The following is a 17,613-nucleotide window of genomic DNA, read 5'->3' on the forward strand; positions in this document are numbered from 1 at the left end:
ACGCTCACGCGCGTCGCCGAAGGAGCGAGATCGACATGGCGTCCGTGCCGTGACGATGTGGCCACAGCTGGGCGCGTCCCGTGCCGTCGGCGGGCGTCGGCAGGTCGAGGGGGTGGCTCGCCAGGCCCTGCAGCACGGCGCGGGCATCGAGCTCCTCGATGTCGTCGCCTCGGCGCTCACGCACCTCGGCCACGACCGCGCTCGTCTCGGCCAGGTGGGGCGAGCACGTGACGTAGGCGACGATGCCGCCCGGCGTGAGCGCATCGAGGGCGCTCTCCAGCAGCTCCCGTTGCAGCTGCGCGAGTGCCGCCACATCCGCCGGGGACTTGCGCCAGCGCGCCTCCGGTCGCCGGCGCAGCGCACCCAGGCCCGTGCACGGCGCATCCACCAGGATGCGGTCGTAACGGGCTCGACCGGCCCGCGAACGCCCGTCCTCCTCGCTCACCGCGATATCGGCCGGCACACCCGCAAGAGCCTGACGCACGAGGCCGGCCCGTGCCGGCGCGATCTCGTTCGCCTCCAGCAGCGCACCACCGGCCAGGGCCTCTGCGGCGAGCAGGGCCGTCTTACCGCCGGGCCCCGCGCACAGATCGAGCCACCGCTCCCCCGCGGTCACCGGCACGGCACGGCTGAGCGCGAGCGCTGCCAGCTGCGAGCCCTCGTCCTGCACGCGGATGCGGCCGCCGGCCGCGCGGATCACCGGTTCGGGATCACCGCCCGCGGAGAGCGCGCCCACGGGCGAGTACCGCGTCGGAGCGAGCTCGGCGGGCCGGTCGGCGAGACCCGGGAGCACCGCCAGTGAGACCCGCGGCGACGCGTTGTCCGCGCGCAGCAGGTCTTCGAGCTCGTCGGCGCGCCCCTCCGCGGCCAGCGCCCGTCGGAAGGCGCGGATCACCCAGACCGGGTGCGCATATGCGAGTCCCCGTCGTTCGTCGTCCGAACGCGCCGCCGCCTCGATGCGGGCGAGCCACTCCCCCGGCGTGTCACGGGAGATCCGCCGGAGCACGGCGTTGACGAATCCCGTCGGCGCTGCGCCGATCGTCTCGCGCACGAGCGCGACCGTCTCGTGCACGGCCGCGTGCGAGGCGATCCGAGTGGACAGCAGCTGGTGCGCGCCCAGCCGCAGGGCATCGAGAACATCCTCGTCGATCTCGTCGGTGGGACGCCCCGCCGCCGCCTCGATGATCGCGTCGTAGGTGCCCAGGCGCCGGAGGGTCCCGTAAGTCAGCTCGGTCGCGAGCGCCGCGTCCTTCGCGTCGAGTCCGGCGCGTGCGATCTCGACCGGCAGAAGCAGGTTCGCGTACGCATCGGATGCCGCGACGGCGCGCAGCGTGTCGAAGGCCACGCGCCGCGGATCTGAACGGCTCACGACGCCACCAGCCCCTCCGCCGCGCGGAGGCCTCGAAGCCAGTCGCCCGCGGCCATCGCCGCCTTCCCCGCCGGTTGCACGCGTACGAGCGCGACGGGGTCGGTGGAGGTGCCGATGAGCACCTCGGACTGCGCGGCACGGATCGTCCCGGGCGCCAAGGCTGCGGTGTGCTCCGCTCGATGCATGTCGTGGATCTTGACGCGCACGCCGTCGAGCGTCGTGAAGGCGCCCGGTTCGGGTGTCGTGCCGCGGAAACGCGACAGCACAGCGTCGGCCGACTGCGTCCAGTCCAGACGGCCGTCCTCCGCGGTCAGCTTTGCCGCGTACGTGCTCTCCCCGATCTGCGGGACTCCGCGGGCCGTACCCGCTGCCAACTGGTCGACGACGTCGACGAGCACCGCAGCGCCGTCTCGCGCGAGATCCTCCAGGACGCGTCCTGCGGTGGCCGTCGCGGGGATGCGGTAGCGGGTGCCGCCGTATACATCGCCCTCGTCGAGACCCGCGGTCAGCTGGAAGACGTTCGTGCCGATCTCGCCGTCTCCGGCGATGAGCGCCCGCTGCACGGGCGCGGCTCCGCGCCAGCGCGGCAGCAGCGAGAAGTGGAGGTTGATCCATCCGAGTCGCGGCGTGCTCAGCAGCGGCTGCCGAACGAGGCCGCCGTACGCCACGATCACGCCCAGATCCGGTTCGAGCGCCGCGATGCGCTCGGTCGCCTCCGCATCCAGACGATCGGTCTTGAACACGTCGAGATCCAGTTCGGCGGCGACGGTGGCGACGGGCGACGCCGTGAGCACGCGCTTGCGCCCCACGGGCGCGTCACGGCGCGTGACGACGCAAGCGAGATCATGATCGGTGGCGGCCAGGGCGCGCAGCGAAGCGACGGCGGGTTCGGGCGTTCCCGCGAAGACAAGACGCATCGGGTTCCTCACAGCTCGGGATCGGGCACGTCCACCCGAACTCTGAGTGTATTCCGGCTCCGCGCGGGGGCCCGGCCGCGCGCACGGCGCGCGCGGACGGCGTCGGCGACGACCGCCGCCCGCAGCGCGCCCGTCACGGCCTTGCCGTGGCCGTAGTCGAAGCGCACGAGGGCGCGAGAGCGGGGCGGGTCCTCCCCGAGGATCTCCGCAGGCCCGAGCACGGCGTCCGGGTCGAGGGAGGGGACCTCGGCCCGCAGCTGCGCGAGCGCGTCGTGGACGGTTCGCGGCTCGCCCTCCACGACGGCGACCCGCACCGCGGGCGGCAGATGCAGCACCGCACGGTCGGCCAGCTCCGAGCGGGCGTAAGCGGCCTGCGTCCACGTCGCCAGAGCGCGAGCGAGCGGACCGGCGACCCCTGTGAGCAGCACGGGCGCACCCGGCGCCGTCAAGGCCGCGGCGTTCGACCACCACCGCAGGCACGACTCGCCGATGCGCAGATCCTCGGCGAGCAGCATCCGGTCGCCGTCCAGGAGCAGCACCGCGCGGTACCCGCCTTCCGCGATCGGTTCCGCCCCCCGGGTCGCGATGACCAGAGCGGGGCGGTGCTCGACGCGCGCGACCGGATGGTCGCCGTCGGCCACGATCACGCGCGTCCCGGGGAACGCCCGACCGAGCTCGTCCGCGGTGCGCTCACTCCCCGACGATGCGAGGCGCAGGTGCTGCCCCTCGCACACGGTGCACTGCCAGCCGGCGATGCCGCGTCCGCACCAGGCGCATTCCGGGGGCCTGCCCTGTCTGCGCACGCGGAGCGGACCCGAGCAGTGCGGGCAGCGCGCGGGTGCTCGGCAGGAGGAACAGACCACCACCGGCGCATACCCGGGGCGCGCGACCTGGACCAGGACCGGTCCCTCCATCAGCGCGTCGCGCACGGCCTGGAACGCCGTGGACGGGATGCGTGCGTGCGCGACCGCGTCGGATGTCGCCGTCAGGACGACGCGCGGCGTCACCCGACGTGCCGCCGCCAGGTGGCGGAACCACCCGATCTGGACCAGCCGCTCGACATCCGTGGTGCGCGTGTGGCCGAGCACGAGCAAGGCGCTCTGTTCGCTCTCCTGCCGCAGCAGTGCCACGTCGCGCGCATGCACACCGGGGCTGAGCGGCTCTGCGAGCAACGGATCGCCATCGTCCCAGATCACGACGAGACCCGTGTCGCTCGTGGGCGCGTAGACGGCGGATCGGTTTCCGACCACGATGCAGGGAGCCGCCGCGAGGGTGCGCAGATACGCACCGTAGCGTGAGGGCCCGGTCTGCCGCGCATCGGACTGCACGAGCGCGTTCGGCGGCACGCGCCCCGCGAGCGCGGTCATCACCTGCTCCTGATCGCGGTGGTCGGGAACGACGATGACGACGCTGCGCCCCGCCGCGAGGGTGATGGTCGCCGCGGCGGCGATCAGTACCGCCCACGATCCGACCGTGCCGCCCCCCGCGAGCTCCACGACACGCGGCGTCGCATCCACGGCGAGGCGTTCACCGGCGCGGATGCCCTCGGCCAGGTGCGGAAAGGCCGCGAGGACCTCTTCGGCGGTCTTCACCGCGTCGGGATGGGGTGCCTCGACGACAGGCTCGGGCGAGTGCAGCCATGCCTTCTCGGCACGCACCATCCGCTTCGGCACGGCGAGGCGGAGGACGTCGGATGCGGAGCCCGCGGCTCGATCGGCGACGCGCCGGGCGAGATTGTAGAGACTCGGAGGCAGGACGGGCATCGGCGAGACCACGCTGTCGAGCTCCGAGAGCGGACGCTCGTGGTCCGTCTCCTCGCCGCGTTCGACGAGGAACCCGTCGACGACGCGGCCGGCGCTGCGCAGCGGTACGCGCACACGCACCCCGGGCACGGCGTCCTCGTCGAACTCCGGCGGGATCGCGTAGTCGAAGAGGCGATCGAGCTGCGGCAGCGGCGAGTCGAGCAGCACGCGCGCGACGGGCCGAGCGGGGCCGGCTGCCCCGATCATCTCAGAGCCCGGCTGCGGCGCGCAACTCGTCGACGCGGTCCAGACGTTCCCAGGTGAACTCGGGGAGCTCGCGGCCGAAGTGACCGTAGGAGGCGGTGGCCGAGTAGATGGGACGCAGCAGATCCAGCTGGTCGATGATGGCCTTGGGGCGCAGGTCGAAGACGTCGAGGATGGCCGCCGTGATGGTCTCGTCGCTCACATGCCCCGTGCCGAAGCTCTCGACGTAGAGGCCCACGGGACTCGCCTTGCCGATCGCGTACGCGACCTGTACCTCGAGGCGCTCGGCGAGACCCGCCGCGACCGCGTTCTTGGCCACCCAGCGCATGGCGTACGCGGCGGAGCGGTCGACCTTGGACGGGTCCTTCCCGCTGAAGGCCCCACCGCCATGGCGTGCCGCGCCCCCGTAGGTGTCGATGATGATCTTGCGGCCGGTCAACCCGGCATCCCCCTTGGGGCCGCCGGTCACGAAGGGGCCGGCGGGGTTGATGTAGTACTGCACATCCGGTGTGTCGAGCCCGGTGTCCGCGAGGACGGGATCGATGACCTCCCGACGCACCAGCTCGCGCAGCTCGTCCTGGCTGATGTCGGGATGATGCTGCGTCGACAGCACGACCGACTCCACCGTCTTGGGCGTGTGGCCGTCGTAGCCCAGAGTGACCTGCGTCTTGCCGTCGGGACGGAGGAACTCGAGGGTGCCGGACCGGCGCACCGCGGCCAGGCGCTCCGCCATCCGGTGCGCGGTCCACGCCGCCATGGGCATGAGCTGTGCCGTCTCGGTCGTGGCGAAACCGAACATGATGCCCTGGTCCCCGGCGCCCTGCTCGTCGCGCGGATCCACCGATCGCCCCTCGCGCTGCTCGAACGCCTGGTTGACGCCGGCCGCGATGTCCGAGGACTGCGCGCCGATCGAGACCGAGACGCCGCACGAGTCGCCGTCGAAGCCGGTGTCGCTCGAGGTGTATCCGATGCGGTTCACGACATCGCGCACGATCGCGGGGATCTCGACGTAGGCACGCGTGGACACCTCACCGGCGACGTGCACGAGACCCGTCGTCACCAGTGTCTCGACGGCGACACGGCCGGTCGGATCCTCCGCGATGATCGCGTCGAGGATGCTGTCGGAGATCTGGTCGCAGATCTTGTCCGGATGCCCTTCGGTGACGGACTCGGACGTGAACAGACGCAGCTCGGTCATCGCAACTCCCACTCGAGACGTGAGGGACACCCCTCACTGTGACGCTCCCCCCGGACACGGGAGTGCCGGGGGGAGCGTCGAGGTGATCAGATCACTCGGCGTGACGCAGCCGCAGCTTGTCCTCGTTGATCTCGTGCAGCGCGATCGTCAGCGGCTTGTCCTCGATCGTGGAGTCCACGAGCGGACCCACGTTGTCGAAGAGGTTGCCCTCGTGGAGATCGGAGTAGTAGTCGTTGATCTGACGCGCCCGCTTGGATGCGTAGATGACGAGCTGGTACTTCGAGTCGACCTTGTCGAGAAGGCTGTCGATGGGGGGCTCGATGATGCCCTGGTTGGTCCCAGCCATGGCGGTACCTCCTGGTTCGGGGATGTCGGCGGAGAGTCGTTCGACGACGACGCATCACGACGGACGCGCGGAAGCCTTCGTCAATTCTACGACCTCGTGCGCCGCCTCGGCGACTTCTGCGTTCACGACCCGGTAGTCGAACTCCCCCTGAGCCGCCAGTTCCACCCGCGCGGTGCGCAGGCGTCGCGTGCGTTCCTCGGCATCCTCGGTGCCTCGCCCGACCAGACGCTGCACAAGCTCGTCCCAGCTGGGCGGGAGCAGGAACACGAGTGCGGCATCCGGTGCGGCCGCCCGCACCTGCCTCGCGCCCTGCAGATCGATCTCCAGCAGAACCGTGCGACCATCGGCCAACGCGCGTTCGATCGGCCCGCGGGGCGTGCCGTACCGGTACTTGTTGTGCACGGTCGCCCACTCCAGCAGTTCTCCGCGCGCGATGAGATCGTCGAAGGCGGCGTCGTCGACGAAGAAGTAGTGCGTCCCGTCGATTTCGCCGGGACGGGGCGGGCGCGTGGTCGCCGAGACCGAGAGGAGGATCTCCGGATAATGCTCCTGGATGTGCGCAGCCACGGTGCCCTTGCCGACCGCGGTCGGGCCGGCGAGGACGAGAAGGCGGCTGCGGGCGGCGCGCGGCTGCGGTTCCGGGAGTCGCCCGTCGAGCCACTGCTGGAGCGCGGCGCGCTGGCGCACCCCGAGACCGCCGAGGCGCTTGACGGGCGAGATGCCGAGCTCGGCGAGGATGCGGTCGCGCTTGCCCTCTCCGATGGCAGGCAGGGAGGTGAGGAACTCCGGCACGCGCAGCGTTCCTGAGGCGGATGCGGGGTCGGCCACCGCGCGACGCAGCACTTCCTGACCGCTGATCACGCGCGTGGCGAGGTCTCGCTTGAGGGATGCACGGGCACGACGCGCCTCGACGGCACGTCGCGATGCGGCGGCCCGGTCGACCTCCGGGGGCGTTCGACTGTCAACCACGGCGAACCTCCGAATAGAGCGCGCGTCTCTCGTCGATGCGGGCGACGAGGCGGGCGGGACCGGCCGACAGGATGCTCCTGCTCTCGCTGGCGACGACCTGCGCCGCGACATAGCCGAAGAGCGCGCCGAGATCCGACGGCTGAGCACCCTGCGCACCGAAGCCCGGCGCCAGGATGGGCGTGCCGGCCAGCACCATGTCGGTGAGTCCGAACGATGTGCGCTGCAGCGTCGCCCCCACCACCACGCCGGCGGGTCCGAGGGCGCCCGCGCTTCCTACGTTGTAGGAACCGACCTCGCGAGCGACGCGGGCCGCGATCGGCTCGTCGTCGCCCGCGGATGCATCCACCGTGATGGCGGTCTGGACGGCCGCGGCCTCACGGTTGCTCGTCGCAGCGAGCACGAACACGCCCTTGTCCGCCCGGATCGCGCGAGTGATGGTCTCGTGCAGCGACTCCGGTCCGAGATACGGGCTGAGGGTGAGCGCGTCGGCTTCGAGGGGCGAACCCGGCTCGAGCCACGCGGCGGCGTAGCCGTCCATCGTCGTACCGATGTCACCGCGCTTCGCGTCGGCGATCACCAGCAGGCCCGCATCCCGCGCCGCCTGGAGCACATCCTCGAGCGCGGCGTAGCCCGCCGACCCGAACCGCTCGTAGAAGGCGACCTGCGGCTTGACGACGCCCACTCGCCCGGCCGCCGCATCCACGACGCGCAGGCCGAACTCGCGCACCCCGGCGGCATCCTCGCCGAGGCCCCAGGCGCGCAGCAGCTGTGCGTGGGGGTCGATCCCCACGCACAGCTGCCCGTACTGGTCGAGCGCGGCCTGCAGCCGCGTTCCGAAACCGGCTGCGCTCACGCGCGCGCCGCCCGCTCCACCGCGTACTCCTGGAGGCTCTTCACGTCGAACCCCTCGCGCAGCACGGGCAGCGCGCTGACGGCGGCGCCGAGCACGGCCATCGTCGTGAACAGGGCCTTGTCCGCGGCCACCGCGGCCGCGCGGATCTCGTACCCGTCCGCCCGCGCCAAGCCGCCACTGGGCGTGTTGACGATCATGTCGATCTCGCCCGCGTTGATGAGGTCGACGATGTTCGTCTCCCCCGTCTCCTGCGTGGCCGAATACTTGTTGACGGTGCGCACGGCGATGCCGTTGCGGGCGAGGATCTCCGCCGTCCCCTCCGTGGCCACGAGCTCGTAGCCGAGCTCCTGGAGGCGGTGCGCCGGCAGGATCACGGCGCGCTTGTCGGCATCGGCGACGGAGATGAACACCGTGCCCGACAGGGGCATGCCGCCGTACGCGGCCTGCTGGCTCTTCGCGAACGCCGTCGGGAAGTCGCGGTCGAATCCCATGACCTCACCGGTCGAGCGCATCTCGGGGCCGAGCACGGAGTCGACGGTCTGACCGTCCTTCGTGCGGAACCGCTTGAAGGGCAGCACGGCCTCCTTGACGGCGACGGGCGCGTCCAGCGGGACGCGCGAGCCGTCCTGCTCGGGCAGCATCCCCTCGGTCTTGAGCTCGGCGATGGAACTGCCCGCCATGATGCGGCTGGCCGCCTTCGCGAGCGGGATGCCGAGCGCCTTGGAGACGAAGGGCACCGTACGGCTCGCGCGCGGGTTCGCCTCGATCACATAAAGCACACCCGCACTGATGGCAAACTGCACGTTGAGCAGTCCGCGCACCCCCACGCCCTGGGCGATGGCGAGCGTCGCCTCGCGGACCCGGTCCACGTCGGTGCGGCCCAGCGACACGGGCGGGAGCGTGCAGGAGGAGTCACCGGAGTGGATGCCGGCCTCTTCCAGGTGCTCCATCACGCCGCCGATGTACAGCTGCTCACCGTCGAACAGGGCGTCGACGTCGAGCTCGATCGCGTCGTCGAGGAACCGATCGACGAGCAGGGGCAGCCCGGGGCCGATGATGGCCGCGTCGGCGATGCGGACGAAGTAGTCGCGCAGCGCCTCCGTCGAGTACACGATCTCCATGCCCCGGCCGCCGAGCACGAAGCTCGGGCGGACCAGCACCGGGTAGCCGATCTCCTCGGCGACGCTCACCGCACCCTCGACGTCGATCGCGGTGCCGTTGCGCGGCGCGACCAGGCCCGCGTCGTCCAGCAGGCGCGAGAACAGCTCGCGCTCCTCCGCCAGGTCGATCGCGGCGGGGCTCGTGCCCAGGATGCGGTAGCCCGCAGCCTCGATGCCCTTCGCCAGGCCCAGCGGGGTCTGACCGCCGAGCTGGCAGATGACGCCGAGGATCTCGCCCGAGGCGTCCTCGGCGTGCAGCACCTCGAGGACGTCCTCGAGCGTGAGCGGCTCGAAGTACAGCCGGTCGCTCGTGTCGTAGTCGGTCGAGACCGTCTCGGGGTTGCAGTTGATCATGACCGTCTCGTAGCCCGCATCCGAGAGCGCGAAGCTCGCGTGAACGCACGAGTAGTCGAACTCCACGCCCTGACCGATGCGGTTGGGGCCCGAGCCGATGATGACGACCTTCGTGCGATCCGAGGGCGACACCTCGGTCTCGGCGTCGTAGCTCGAGTAGTGGTACGGCGTGAGAGCGGGGAACTCCCCGGCGCACGTGTCGACCGTCTTGTAGACGGGCCGCAGCCCGAGCCCGTGACGGATGCCGCGCACCTCGGCCTCGCCGATGCCGCGCAGCTCGGCGATCTGCAGATCGCTGAAGCCGTGCTCCTTCGCGACCCGCAGCACCTCGGCGTCGAGCTCCCCGGCCGCACGCACGAACTCGGCCACCTCGTTGATGAGTGCGATCTGGTCGAGGAACCAGGGGTCGATCGCCGTCGCCTCGAAGGCCTGCTCGATCGTCGCGCCCTTGCGCATGGCCTGCTGCAGCACGACGATACGGCCGTCGGTCGGGGTCGCTGCGATCTCCAGCAGCTCCTCGACCGAGCGCTGCTCGTCGCCCCAGTGGAAGCTGGAGCCGCGCTTCTCCAGGGATCGCAGCGCCTTCTGAAGAGCCGTCGCGTAGTTGCGGCCGATCGCCATCGCCTCACCGACCGACTTCATGGTCGTCGTGAGAGTCGTGTCCGCCGCGGGGAACTTCTCGAAGTTGAACCGCGGCACCTTGACGACGACGTAGTCCAGCGTCGGCTCGAAGCTCGCCGGGGTCACCTTCGTGATGTCGTTCGGGATCTCGTCGAGGCGGTACCCGATCGCGAGCTTCGCCGCGATCTTGGCGATCGGGAATCCCGTGGCCTTGGACGCCAGCGCCGACGAACGCGAGACGCGCGGGTTCATCTCGATCACGATGATGCGACCAGTCACCGGGTCGACGGCGAACTGGATGTTGCAGCCGCCGGTGTCGACACCCACGCGACGGATGATCTCGATCCCGATGTCGCGCAGCTTCTGATACTCGCGGTCGGTCAGCGTGAGCGCCGGGGCGACGGTGATCGAGTCGCCCGTGTGCACGCCGACGGGGTCGACGTTCTCGATCGAGCAGACGACCACCGTGTTGTCGGCGGTGTCGCGCATGAGCTCGAGCTCGTACTCCTTCCAGCCCAGGATCGACTCCTCGAGGAGCACCTCGTTTGTGGGAGAGTCGTGCAGACCGGCGCCGCCGATCCGGCGCAGGTCTGCCTCGTCGTACGCGAAGCCCGATCCGAGTCCGCCCATGGTGAACGAGGGGCGCACCACGAGCGGGTAGCCGAGCTTCTCGGCGCCGGCGAGGAGTTCGTCCATGGAGTGGCAGATGACGGAGGCGGCCACATCCGCACCGGCCTCGAGCACCAGCTCCTTGAAGATCTGGCGGTCCTCGCCCTTGTTGATGGCTTCGAAGTTGGCGCCGATGAGCTCGATGCCGTACTTCTCCAGCACACCGTTCTTGTGCAGATCGATCGCCGCGTTGAGCGCTGTCTGGCCGCCGAGTGTCGGCAGGATCGCGTCGGGGCGCTCCTTGGCGATGATGGTCTCGATGACCCGCCAGTTGATGGGCTCGATGTAGGTCGCGTCGGCGAAGTCGGGGTCCGTCATGATCGTGGCCGGATTGGAGTTGACCAGGATCACGCGCACGCCCTCGGCGCGCAGCACGCGGCACGCCTGGGTGCCGGAGTAGTCGAACTCGCAGGCCTGACCGATGACGATCGGGCCGGAGCCGATGACGAGGACGGAGCGGATGTCGTCGCGCTTGGGCATTACTTGGTGTCCTTCTTGCTCTGCTCGGCGATGACCATGTCCCGGAACCGGTCGAAGAGGTAGTTCGCGTCGTGCGGGCCGGCGGCGGCCTCCGGGTGGTACTGCACGCTGAACGCGGGGATGTCGAGGGCGCGCAAGCCCTCGACGACCTGGTCGTTGAGGCCGACGTGGCTGACCTCGACGCGGCCGTAGCCGTTGGGGCTGTCACTCACGCCGTCCAGCGGCGCGTCCACGGCGAAACCGTGGTTGTGCGCGGTGATCTCCACGCGCCCGGTCGTGCGGTCCATGACGGGCTGGTTGATGCCGCGGTGACCGAAGGGCAGCTTGTACGTGCCGTAGCCCAATGCGCGTCCCAGCAGCTGGTTGCCGAAGCAGATGCCGAAGAACGGCAGGCGGTCATCGAGGACCGCGCGCAGCAGCTCCACGTGATCGGCGGACGCCGCCGGGTCACCGGGACCGTTGGAGTAGAACACCGCGACGGGATCGATCGCACGGATCTCCTCGATCGTGGCCGTCTGCGGCAGCACGTGCACGTCGAATCCACGAGCGGCGAGGTTGTCGATCGTCGCCTTCTTGACACCGAGGTCCAGCACGGCGAGGTTGCCGACGCGCTCCGCGGTCGCGGGGGTGATCTCGGTCTCGACCACGGAGACGGATGCGGACAGGTTCTGCCCCGCCATCGCCGGCGCCTCGCGCACGATGCGAAGCTGCTCCTCGGGCTCGATCGCGGCGGCGTCGCCCGAGAAGATCCCGCCGCGCATGCTGCCGGCGGAGCGGATGTGGCGCGTCACGGCACGGGTGTCGATCCCGCTGATGCCGACGATGCCGTCGTTCGTCAGCGCGTCGTCGAGCGACTCGTCGGCACGCCAGTTGGAGACGACCCGCGAGGGGTCGCGCACGATGTACCCGGCGACCCAGATGCGCCGCGACTCGGGGTCCTCGTCGTTGACACCGGTGTTGCCGATGTGCGGCGCGGTCTGCAGGACGATCTGTCCCGCGTAGGAGGGGTCGGTGAGGGTCTCCTGGTAGCCGGTCATGCCGGTGGCGAAGACGACCTCGCCGACAGTGGTGCCGGTGGCGCCGTAGGCGCGGCCGGTGTGGCGTGTGCCGTCCTCGAGGACGAGGACGGCCGGTCCGGTGCGGAAGAGAGTCATACGTCGGTTCCCGTCGAGGTGGGGTGGGGCAGGATCGCGTCGAGGGCGGCGGCGACCGCGCGTGCCGAGGCGTCCTGCGGGCGGAAGTAGGAGTCGACGAGCAGCTCGTCGTCGATGCGCCAGGTGAGGCGTGCGAGCCCGTCGCGCTCGACCACACGGTCGATCGTGACGGTGGCCTGCTGCGCGGACACGAGTCGCGTTCTGTCGATGAACACCGGCTCGCCGCCGTGGGCAAGCAGTGCCACGCCGGCGTCGGTGATCAGGAGGTCGGCCTTGGCGCGGAATCCGAGTCCTCGAACGGCGAGGCGTTCCAGGGCGGTGTCGTGCGCGGTCGTCGCCACGTACAGGCCCGCGAAGCGTGCGAGCACGTCCGCATCGGCGGGCGGCGATCCGAGCGGCGCGGCAAGGCCGCTGTCTCGTCGGACGCGCCGCAGCCAGCCCCAGAGCATGAGGCCTATGAGCAGCAGAGCCACGGCGAGCATGACCAGCAGCGCGCCCTCCCGGCTCATGCGCGCACCTCCGCCGCATCCACCACGACGCCGTCACGCACCGTCGCCACGCCGGCGCGGAACGTCCAGCGCGTCGAACCCGGCAGCTCACGCCCGAGGTAGGGCGAGTTGGTGCTGCGGCCACGGAGGTCGTCGACGGCGAACGTCGCGCGCACACCGTCGTCGTACAGAGCCAGATGAGCCGGCTCGCCCACGGCGAGCGGACGGCCGTGTCCCTGCAGGCGGCCGATCGCGGCCGGTGCACTGCTCATGACGCGCGCGACGTCCGGCCAGTCGAGCAGACCCGTCTCGACCATGGCGTGGTGCACGACGCGCAGGGCGCTCTCGAGTCCGACCATGCCGTTGGCCGCAGCCTGCCACTCGCAGGCCTTCGCCTCGGCGGGATGCGGTGCGTGATCGGTCGCGACGATGTCGATCGTGCCGTCCGCGAGGCCCTCCCGGACCGCCTGCACGTCCTCGTCCCGCCGCAACGGCGGGTTCACCTTGAACCGCGCGTCGTACCCGCGAACGAGTTCTTCGGTCAACAGCAGGTGGTGCGGGGTGACCTCTGCGGTCACCGTGATGCCCCGCTTCTTCGCCCAGCGGATGATGTCAACGCTGCCGGCTGTGGAGAGGTGGCAGACGTGCAGACGCGAGCCGACGTGCTCCGCGAGCAGGACATCGCGGGCGATGATCGACTCCTCGGCGACCGCCGGCCACCCGGTGAGCCCCAGCTCGGCGGACACGGCGCCCTCGTTCATCTGGGCGCCCTCGGTCAGCCGCGGGTCCTGCGCGTGCTGGGCGATCACGCCGTCGAACGCCTTCACGTACTCGAGGGCGCGACGCATGATGAGCGGATCGAAGACGCAGAAGCCGTCGTCGCTGAACACGCGCACGCGCGCCCGGGAATGGGCCATCGCGCCCAGCTCCGCCAGCCGCTCGCCCTTCTGACCGACCGTGACCGCTCCGATGGGCTGGACGTCGACGAAGCCCGCGGCCTCACCGAGCGCGAGCTCCTGTTCGACGACCCCGGCCGTGTCGGCGACGGGCGATGTGTTCGGCATGGCGAACAGCGCCGTGTACCCGCCGGCGGCGCCCGCCCTGGAGCCGGTGAGGATGGTCTCCGATGCCTCGTAGCCGGGTTCCCGGAGATGCGTGTGCAGATCCACCAGGCCGGGAAGTGCGACCAGACCGTCGGCGTCGATGACCTCGGCCCCGCTTCGGCTGAGTCCGCTGCCCATCTCCTGGATCAGGCCGTCCGCGACGACGAGATCGACCGCGGCGGCGCCGACCGGCCGCACACCGCGGATCACGTACGTTCCGCTCATGACGCACCTTCTTTCTCGGAGGCGGGGCGTTCGCCCGCAAGCAGCAGGTACAGCACGGCCATCCGCACGGATACGCCGTTGGTGACCTGCTCGAGCACCGTGGATCGCGGCGAATCCGCCGCCGCAGCGGAGATCTCCAGCCCGCGGTTCATCGGCCCAGGGTGCATGACAATGCTATCGGCCGGCAGCGCGTCGAGACGCTCGCCGTCCAAGCCCCAGGCTCTCGCGTACTCGCGCTCGGTCGGGAAGTACGCCGCGTTCATCCGCTCGAGCTGGATACGCAGCATCATGAGCGCGTCCGGGCCCGCGGCGATGGCACGGTCGAGGTCGTACTCGATCGACGCGGGCCACGCCGACACGTCCTGCGGGATGAGGGTGGGCGGCCCGACGAGAGTGATCCGCGCTCCCAGGGTGTGCAGCAGCCACACGTTGGAGCGCGCCACGCGCGAATGCAGGATGTCGCCGACGATCGTGACGGACACTCCCGAGAGGTCGCGCCCCCGGCTGTCGGCACCGAACAGGCGCTTGCGCAGCGTGAACGCGTCCAGCAGAGCCTGGGTGGGGTGCTCGTGCGTGCCGTCGCCGGCGTTGACCACGCCGGCGGTGATCCAGCCGCTCGTGGCGAGTGTCCGAGGAGCCCCGGAGGCGCCGTGTCGGATGACGACCGCATCCGCGCCCATGGCCTGCAGCGTCTGGGCGGTGTCCTGCAGGGACTCCCCCTTCGACACGCTCGAGCCCTTGGCCGAGAAGTTGATGACGTCGGCGGACAGGCGCTTGGCCGCCGCCTCGAAGGAGATCCGGGTGCGGGTCGAGTCCTCGAAGAAGAGGTTCACCACCGTCTTGCCGCGCAGAGTCGGCAGCTTCTTGATCTCGCGCTGCTGCGTGTCCGCCATGTCTTCGGCGACGTCGAGGATGCGCAGGGCCTGCTCACGGTCGAGCGTGCGGGTGTCCAGGAGGTTCCTCATGACTCGATCGTCACCTCCTCGACGCCGTCGGTCTCGGCGAGGCGGACGTTGACGCGCTCGTCGCGCGCGCTCGGAAGGTTCTTGCCGACGAAGTCCGGGCGGATCGGAAGCTCGCGATGGCCTCGATCGATCAACGCCGCCAACCGCACCGCCGCGGGGCGTCCGATGTCCTGCAGTGCGTCGAGAGCGGCCCGGATGCTCCGACCGGAGAAGAGCACGTCGTCGACGAGAACCACAGTGCGGTGGTCGATGCCGCCCGCGGGGATCTCGGTGCGATGCGGCGCACGGGTGGGGTTGCTCGCGAGGTCGTCCCGGTACATCGTGACGTCGAGAGCGCCCACGGGCACCGGTGCTCCGCCGAAATCGGCGACGAGGGCGCCGATGCGGCGGGCCAGGGGCACCCCTCTGGTCGGGATGCCGAGGATCACCAGCCCTTCCGGACCGCGGTTGGACTCCAGGATCTCGTGGGAGATCCGAGTCAGGGCTCTGGCGATGTCGGCCTCATGCAGCACGGTTCGCGTGCTCATCCGCCGCTCCCTTCTCCGCCTCACAGGACGGGGTTAAAGGTTGCTCTGGTTTGTGTACAGACTATCGCAGACGGCCGGCTCCGCGCCCGGTGGCGCGGACGCTGTTAGGCTCGCGTGCGTTCCTATGACCAGTTCTTCCGCCCGTCCCGCGCGCCCATCCGATGCGCCGGCGACGCCGACCCCCACTGCCGCAGCGAGCGGGCGGGCATCCGGCAAGGCGATCCTCCTCGGCGAGCACGCTGTCGTCTACGCACGGCCCGCGCTCGCCATTCCGCTCTCCGCCCTTCAGGTGCGAGCCGACGTGCGCCGGTCGAGCGCTCCGAGCCACCTGCACAGCGACCTGTACGACGGACCCCTCGCCGCAGCACCCGCACGCCTCGGTCCCACGGCCATGGCGGCCGCCGCAGCGCTCGAGGCGGTCGGCGCCGCCGGTGAGTCGATCGATCTCCGTATCGCGAGCACCCTGCCTGCCGAGCGCGGCGTCGGCTCCTCGGCCGCCGTCGCCGCCGCCGTCGTGCGCGCGGTCGCCGCGGCGTTCGGGACCGTTCTGGATGCTGCCGCCGAGCACGAGCTGATCCAGCGGGCCGAGCGTGTCGCTCACGTGTCGCCGAGCGGTCTCGACGCGCACGCCGTGCGTGCCGGCGCGCCGATCTGGTTCGAGGACGGAGCCGTGTCGCCCGTCGCCGTGGCCGCGCCGCTCACATTCGTGATCGCCGACACCGGGGTCGCCGGCCGCACGAGAGAAGCAGTCGCGAGTGTGCGCGCGCGTCACGATGAAGACCCGCGGGGAACGACGGCCCTCCTCGACGAGTTGGGTGAGCTGACCCGCGACGCCCGCACGCACCTCGCCACCGGTGATGCCCGGAGCCTGGGCGCCGTCATGGACCGGGGTCACACGGCGCTCGATCGTCTGGGTGTGGGCGACCCGGCACTCGACGAACTCGCCGCCACGGCGCGCGCACACGGTGCCTGGGGAGCGAAACTTACCGGCGGCGGTCGCGGCGGATGCGTCCTCGTGCTGACCCGAGACGACGAAAGCGCCGCCGACGTCGCCGGTGCCCTGCGCGCCGCGGGAGCGGCCGCGACCTGGACCACCACGGTGGAGGCGACGACATGACCGAGGCACGCGCGATCGCGCATCCGAACATCGCGCTGGTGAAGTACTGGGGCAAGGCCGACCCGGCGCTCAACCTGCCGGCGACCGGCAGCCTGTCGATGACGCTCGGCGTGTTTCCCACGACCACGACCGTCGTGGTGGACGACGCGCTGGACACCGACGTGTTCGTGCTCAACGGCCGAGAGCAGTCGGGGGTCCCCGCCGAGCGCACGGCGCGTTTCCTCGACCTCGTGCGCGGGCTCTCCGGTTCAGCGCTGCGCGCGCGTGTGGAGTCGCACAACACGGTGCCGTCGGCAGCGGGACTCGCGTCCTCCGCGGCCGGCTTCGCCGCACTCGCCGGTGCCGCCGCATCCGCCTACGGACTGCAGCTGAGCGCGCGGGAGCTCAGCAGACTCGCCCGTCGCGGTTCGGGTTCCGCCGCACGCTCGATCTTCGGCGGCTTCGCCCTCTGGCACGCCGGCGACGACGAGCAGTCGTACGCCGAACCGCTGCCGGCGCCGGCGGATCTCGCGATGGTCGTGGCGATCGTCGACAGCGGCGAGAAGCAGGTCTCCAGCCGGGAAGCGATGCGCCGCACGGCGGATACCTCACCTTTCTATCCCGCGTGGATCACCTCCACAGCGGCGACGCTCGAGGAGGCGCGGCGCGCGTGCGTCGAGGGCGATGTGGCGCAGCTCGGACGTCTGACCGAGAACAACGCCCTTCGGATGCACGCCGTGATCCAGGCCTCGGCACCGTCCATCCGCTACCTGTCCCCGACGAGCATCGCGCTCTTCGACCGCGTGGCGGCGCTGCGCGACGCGGGCCTGGAATCGTACGCGACAGCGGACGCGGGCCCGAACGTCGTCGCCCTGTGCCGCGCCGCGGACGCGGAATCCGTCGCGGGCGAGCTCGGCGCGCTCGCCGAGACGGTCGTCGCGCTGCCGGGACCCGGGCTGGTGGTCGGCGGAAGGTCCGTCGGATGACCGCGCCGATCGTCGTCCGCGCGCCGGGCAAGCTCTTCATCGCGGGCGAGTACGCGGTCGTGACTCCCGGCGAGCCCGCCGTGCTCGTCGCCGTCGATCGCTACCTGACGGTCCGACTCACGCCCAG

General features: G+C 70.9%; 15 protein-coding genes. 2 read left to right on the forward strand and 13 right to left on the reverse strand.

What is annotated here, in order from left to right; all coding sequences use genetic code 11:
- Nucleotides 1–4: 4 nt before the first annotated feature.
- The 13 genes from QE374_RS01640 to pyrR form a co-directional block, all read right to left on the reverse strand.
- On the reverse strand, nt 5–1,369 hold the full coding sequence (locus QE374_RS01640) for a transcription antitermination factor NusB (RefSeq protein ID WP_309731616.1): 1,365 nt from the start codon (nt 1,367–1,369) through the stop codon (nt 5–7).
- Entirely contained in the window at nt 1,366–2,286 is a 921-nt protein-coding gene (fmt, locus tag QE374_RS01645; RefSeq protein WP_309731617.1) for a methionyl-tRNA formyltransferase, read from the reverse strand. Before fmt ends, QE374_RS01640 begins: the two co-directional genes overlap by 4 nt.
- Before the next feature lie 8 nt (nt 2,287–2,294).
- On the reverse strand, nt 2,295–4,295 hold the full coding sequence (locus QE374_RS01650) for a primosomal protein N' (RefSeq protein WP_309731620.1): 2,001 nt from the start codon (nt 4,293–4,295) through the stop codon (nt 2,295–2,297).
- A gap of 1 nt (nt 4,296) precedes the next feature.
- Complete coding sequence (gene metK, locus QE374_RS01655; RefSeq protein ID WP_309731621.1) at nt 4,297–5,490, reverse strand: methionine adenosyltransferase; 1,194 nt, start codon at nt 5,488–5,490, stop codon at nt 4,297–4,299.
- 91 nt (nt 5,491–5,581) lie between these two features.
- Complete coding sequence (rpoZ, locus tag QE374_RS01660) at nt 5,582–5,836, reverse strand: DNA-directed RNA polymerase subunit omega (RefSeq protein WP_137416980.1); 255 nt, start codon at nt 5,834–5,836, stop codon at nt 5,582–5,584.
- Nucleotides 5,837–5,890: 54 nt separating this feature from the next.
- Nucleotides 5,891–6,805: a guanylate kinase gene (gene gmk, locus QE374_RS01665; protein ID WP_309731624.1), complete on the reverse strand. Its 915-nt coding sequence runs from the start codon at nt 6,803–6,805 to the stop codon at nt 5,891–5,893.
- Nucleotides 6,798–7,658: an orotidine-5'-phosphate decarboxylase gene (pyrF, locus tag QE374_RS01670; RefSeq protein ID WP_309731626.1), complete on the reverse strand. Its 861-nt coding sequence runs from the start codon at nt 7,656–7,658 to the stop codon at nt 6,798–6,800. Before pyrF ends, gmk begins: the two co-directional genes overlap by 8 nt.
- Entirely contained in the window at nt 7,655–10,942 is a 3,288-nt protein-coding gene (gene carB, locus QE374_RS01675) for a carbamoyl-phosphate synthase large subunit (protein WP_309731628.1), read from the reverse strand. The genes pyrF and carB overlap by 4 nt, the downstream gene beginning before the upstream one ends.
- Nucleotides 10,942–12,096, reverse strand: coding sequence for a glutamine-hydrolyzing carbamoyl-phosphate synthase small subunit (carA, locus tag QE374_RS01680; protein ID WP_309731630.1), 1,155 nt, complete (start codon nt 12,094–12,096; stop codon nt 10,942–10,944). Before carA ends, carB begins: the two co-directional genes overlap by 1 nt.
- A complete protein-coding gene (locus QE374_RS01685) occupies nt 12,093–12,605 on the reverse strand; it encodes a hypothetical protein (protein ID WP_309731632.1) in 513 nt (170 codons plus the stop codon). The genes carA and QE374_RS01685 overlap by 4 nt, the downstream gene beginning before the upstream one ends.
- Nucleotides 12,602–13,912, reverse strand: coding sequence for a dihydroorotase (locus QE374_RS01690; RefSeq protein WP_309731633.1), 1,311 nt, complete (start codon nt 13,910–13,912; stop codon nt 12,602–12,604). The genes QE374_RS01685 and QE374_RS01690 overlap by 4 nt, the downstream gene beginning before the upstream one ends.
- Complete coding sequence (locus tag QE374_RS01695) at nt 13,909–14,877, reverse strand: aspartate carbamoyltransferase catalytic subunit (protein ID WP_309731635.1); 969 nt, start codon at nt 14,875–14,877, stop codon at nt 13,909–13,911. The genes QE374_RS01690 and QE374_RS01695 overlap by 4 nt, the downstream gene beginning before the upstream one ends.
- Nucleotides 14,874–15,404 carry a bifunctional pyr operon transcriptional regulator/uracil phosphoribosyltransferase PyrR gene (gene pyrR, locus QE374_RS01700; protein ID WP_309731637.1) on the reverse strand — a complete coding sequence of 177 codons (531 nt, stop codon included), beginning with the start codon at nt 15,402–15,404 and terminating at the stop codon, nt 14,874–14,876. The genes QE374_RS01695 and pyrR overlap by 4 nt, the downstream gene beginning before the upstream one ends.
- A 124-nt stretch (nt 15,405–15,528) precedes the next feature.
- Between pyrR and mvk the strand changes: the two genes are divergently transcribed.
- Both mvk and mvaD read left to right on the forward strand, forming a co-directional pair.
- Nucleotides 15,529–16,521, forward strand: coding sequence for a mevalonate kinase (gene mvk / locus QE374_RS01705; RefSeq protein ID WP_309731640.1), 993 nt, complete (start codon nt 15,529–15,531; stop codon nt 16,519–16,521).
- A complete protein-coding gene (gene mvaD / locus QE374_RS01710; protein WP_309731642.1) occupies nt 16,518–17,486 on the forward strand; it encodes a diphosphomevalonate decarboxylase in 969 nt (322 codons plus the stop codon). The genes mvk and mvaD overlap by 4 nt, the downstream gene beginning before the upstream one ends.
- Nucleotides 17,487–17,613 lie beyond the last annotated feature (127 nt).

The organism is Microbacterium sp. SORGH_AS_0428, from assembly GCF_031453615.1.
Lineage (GTDB): Bacteria > Actinomycetota > Actinomycetes > Actinomycetales > Microbacteriaceae > Microbacterium.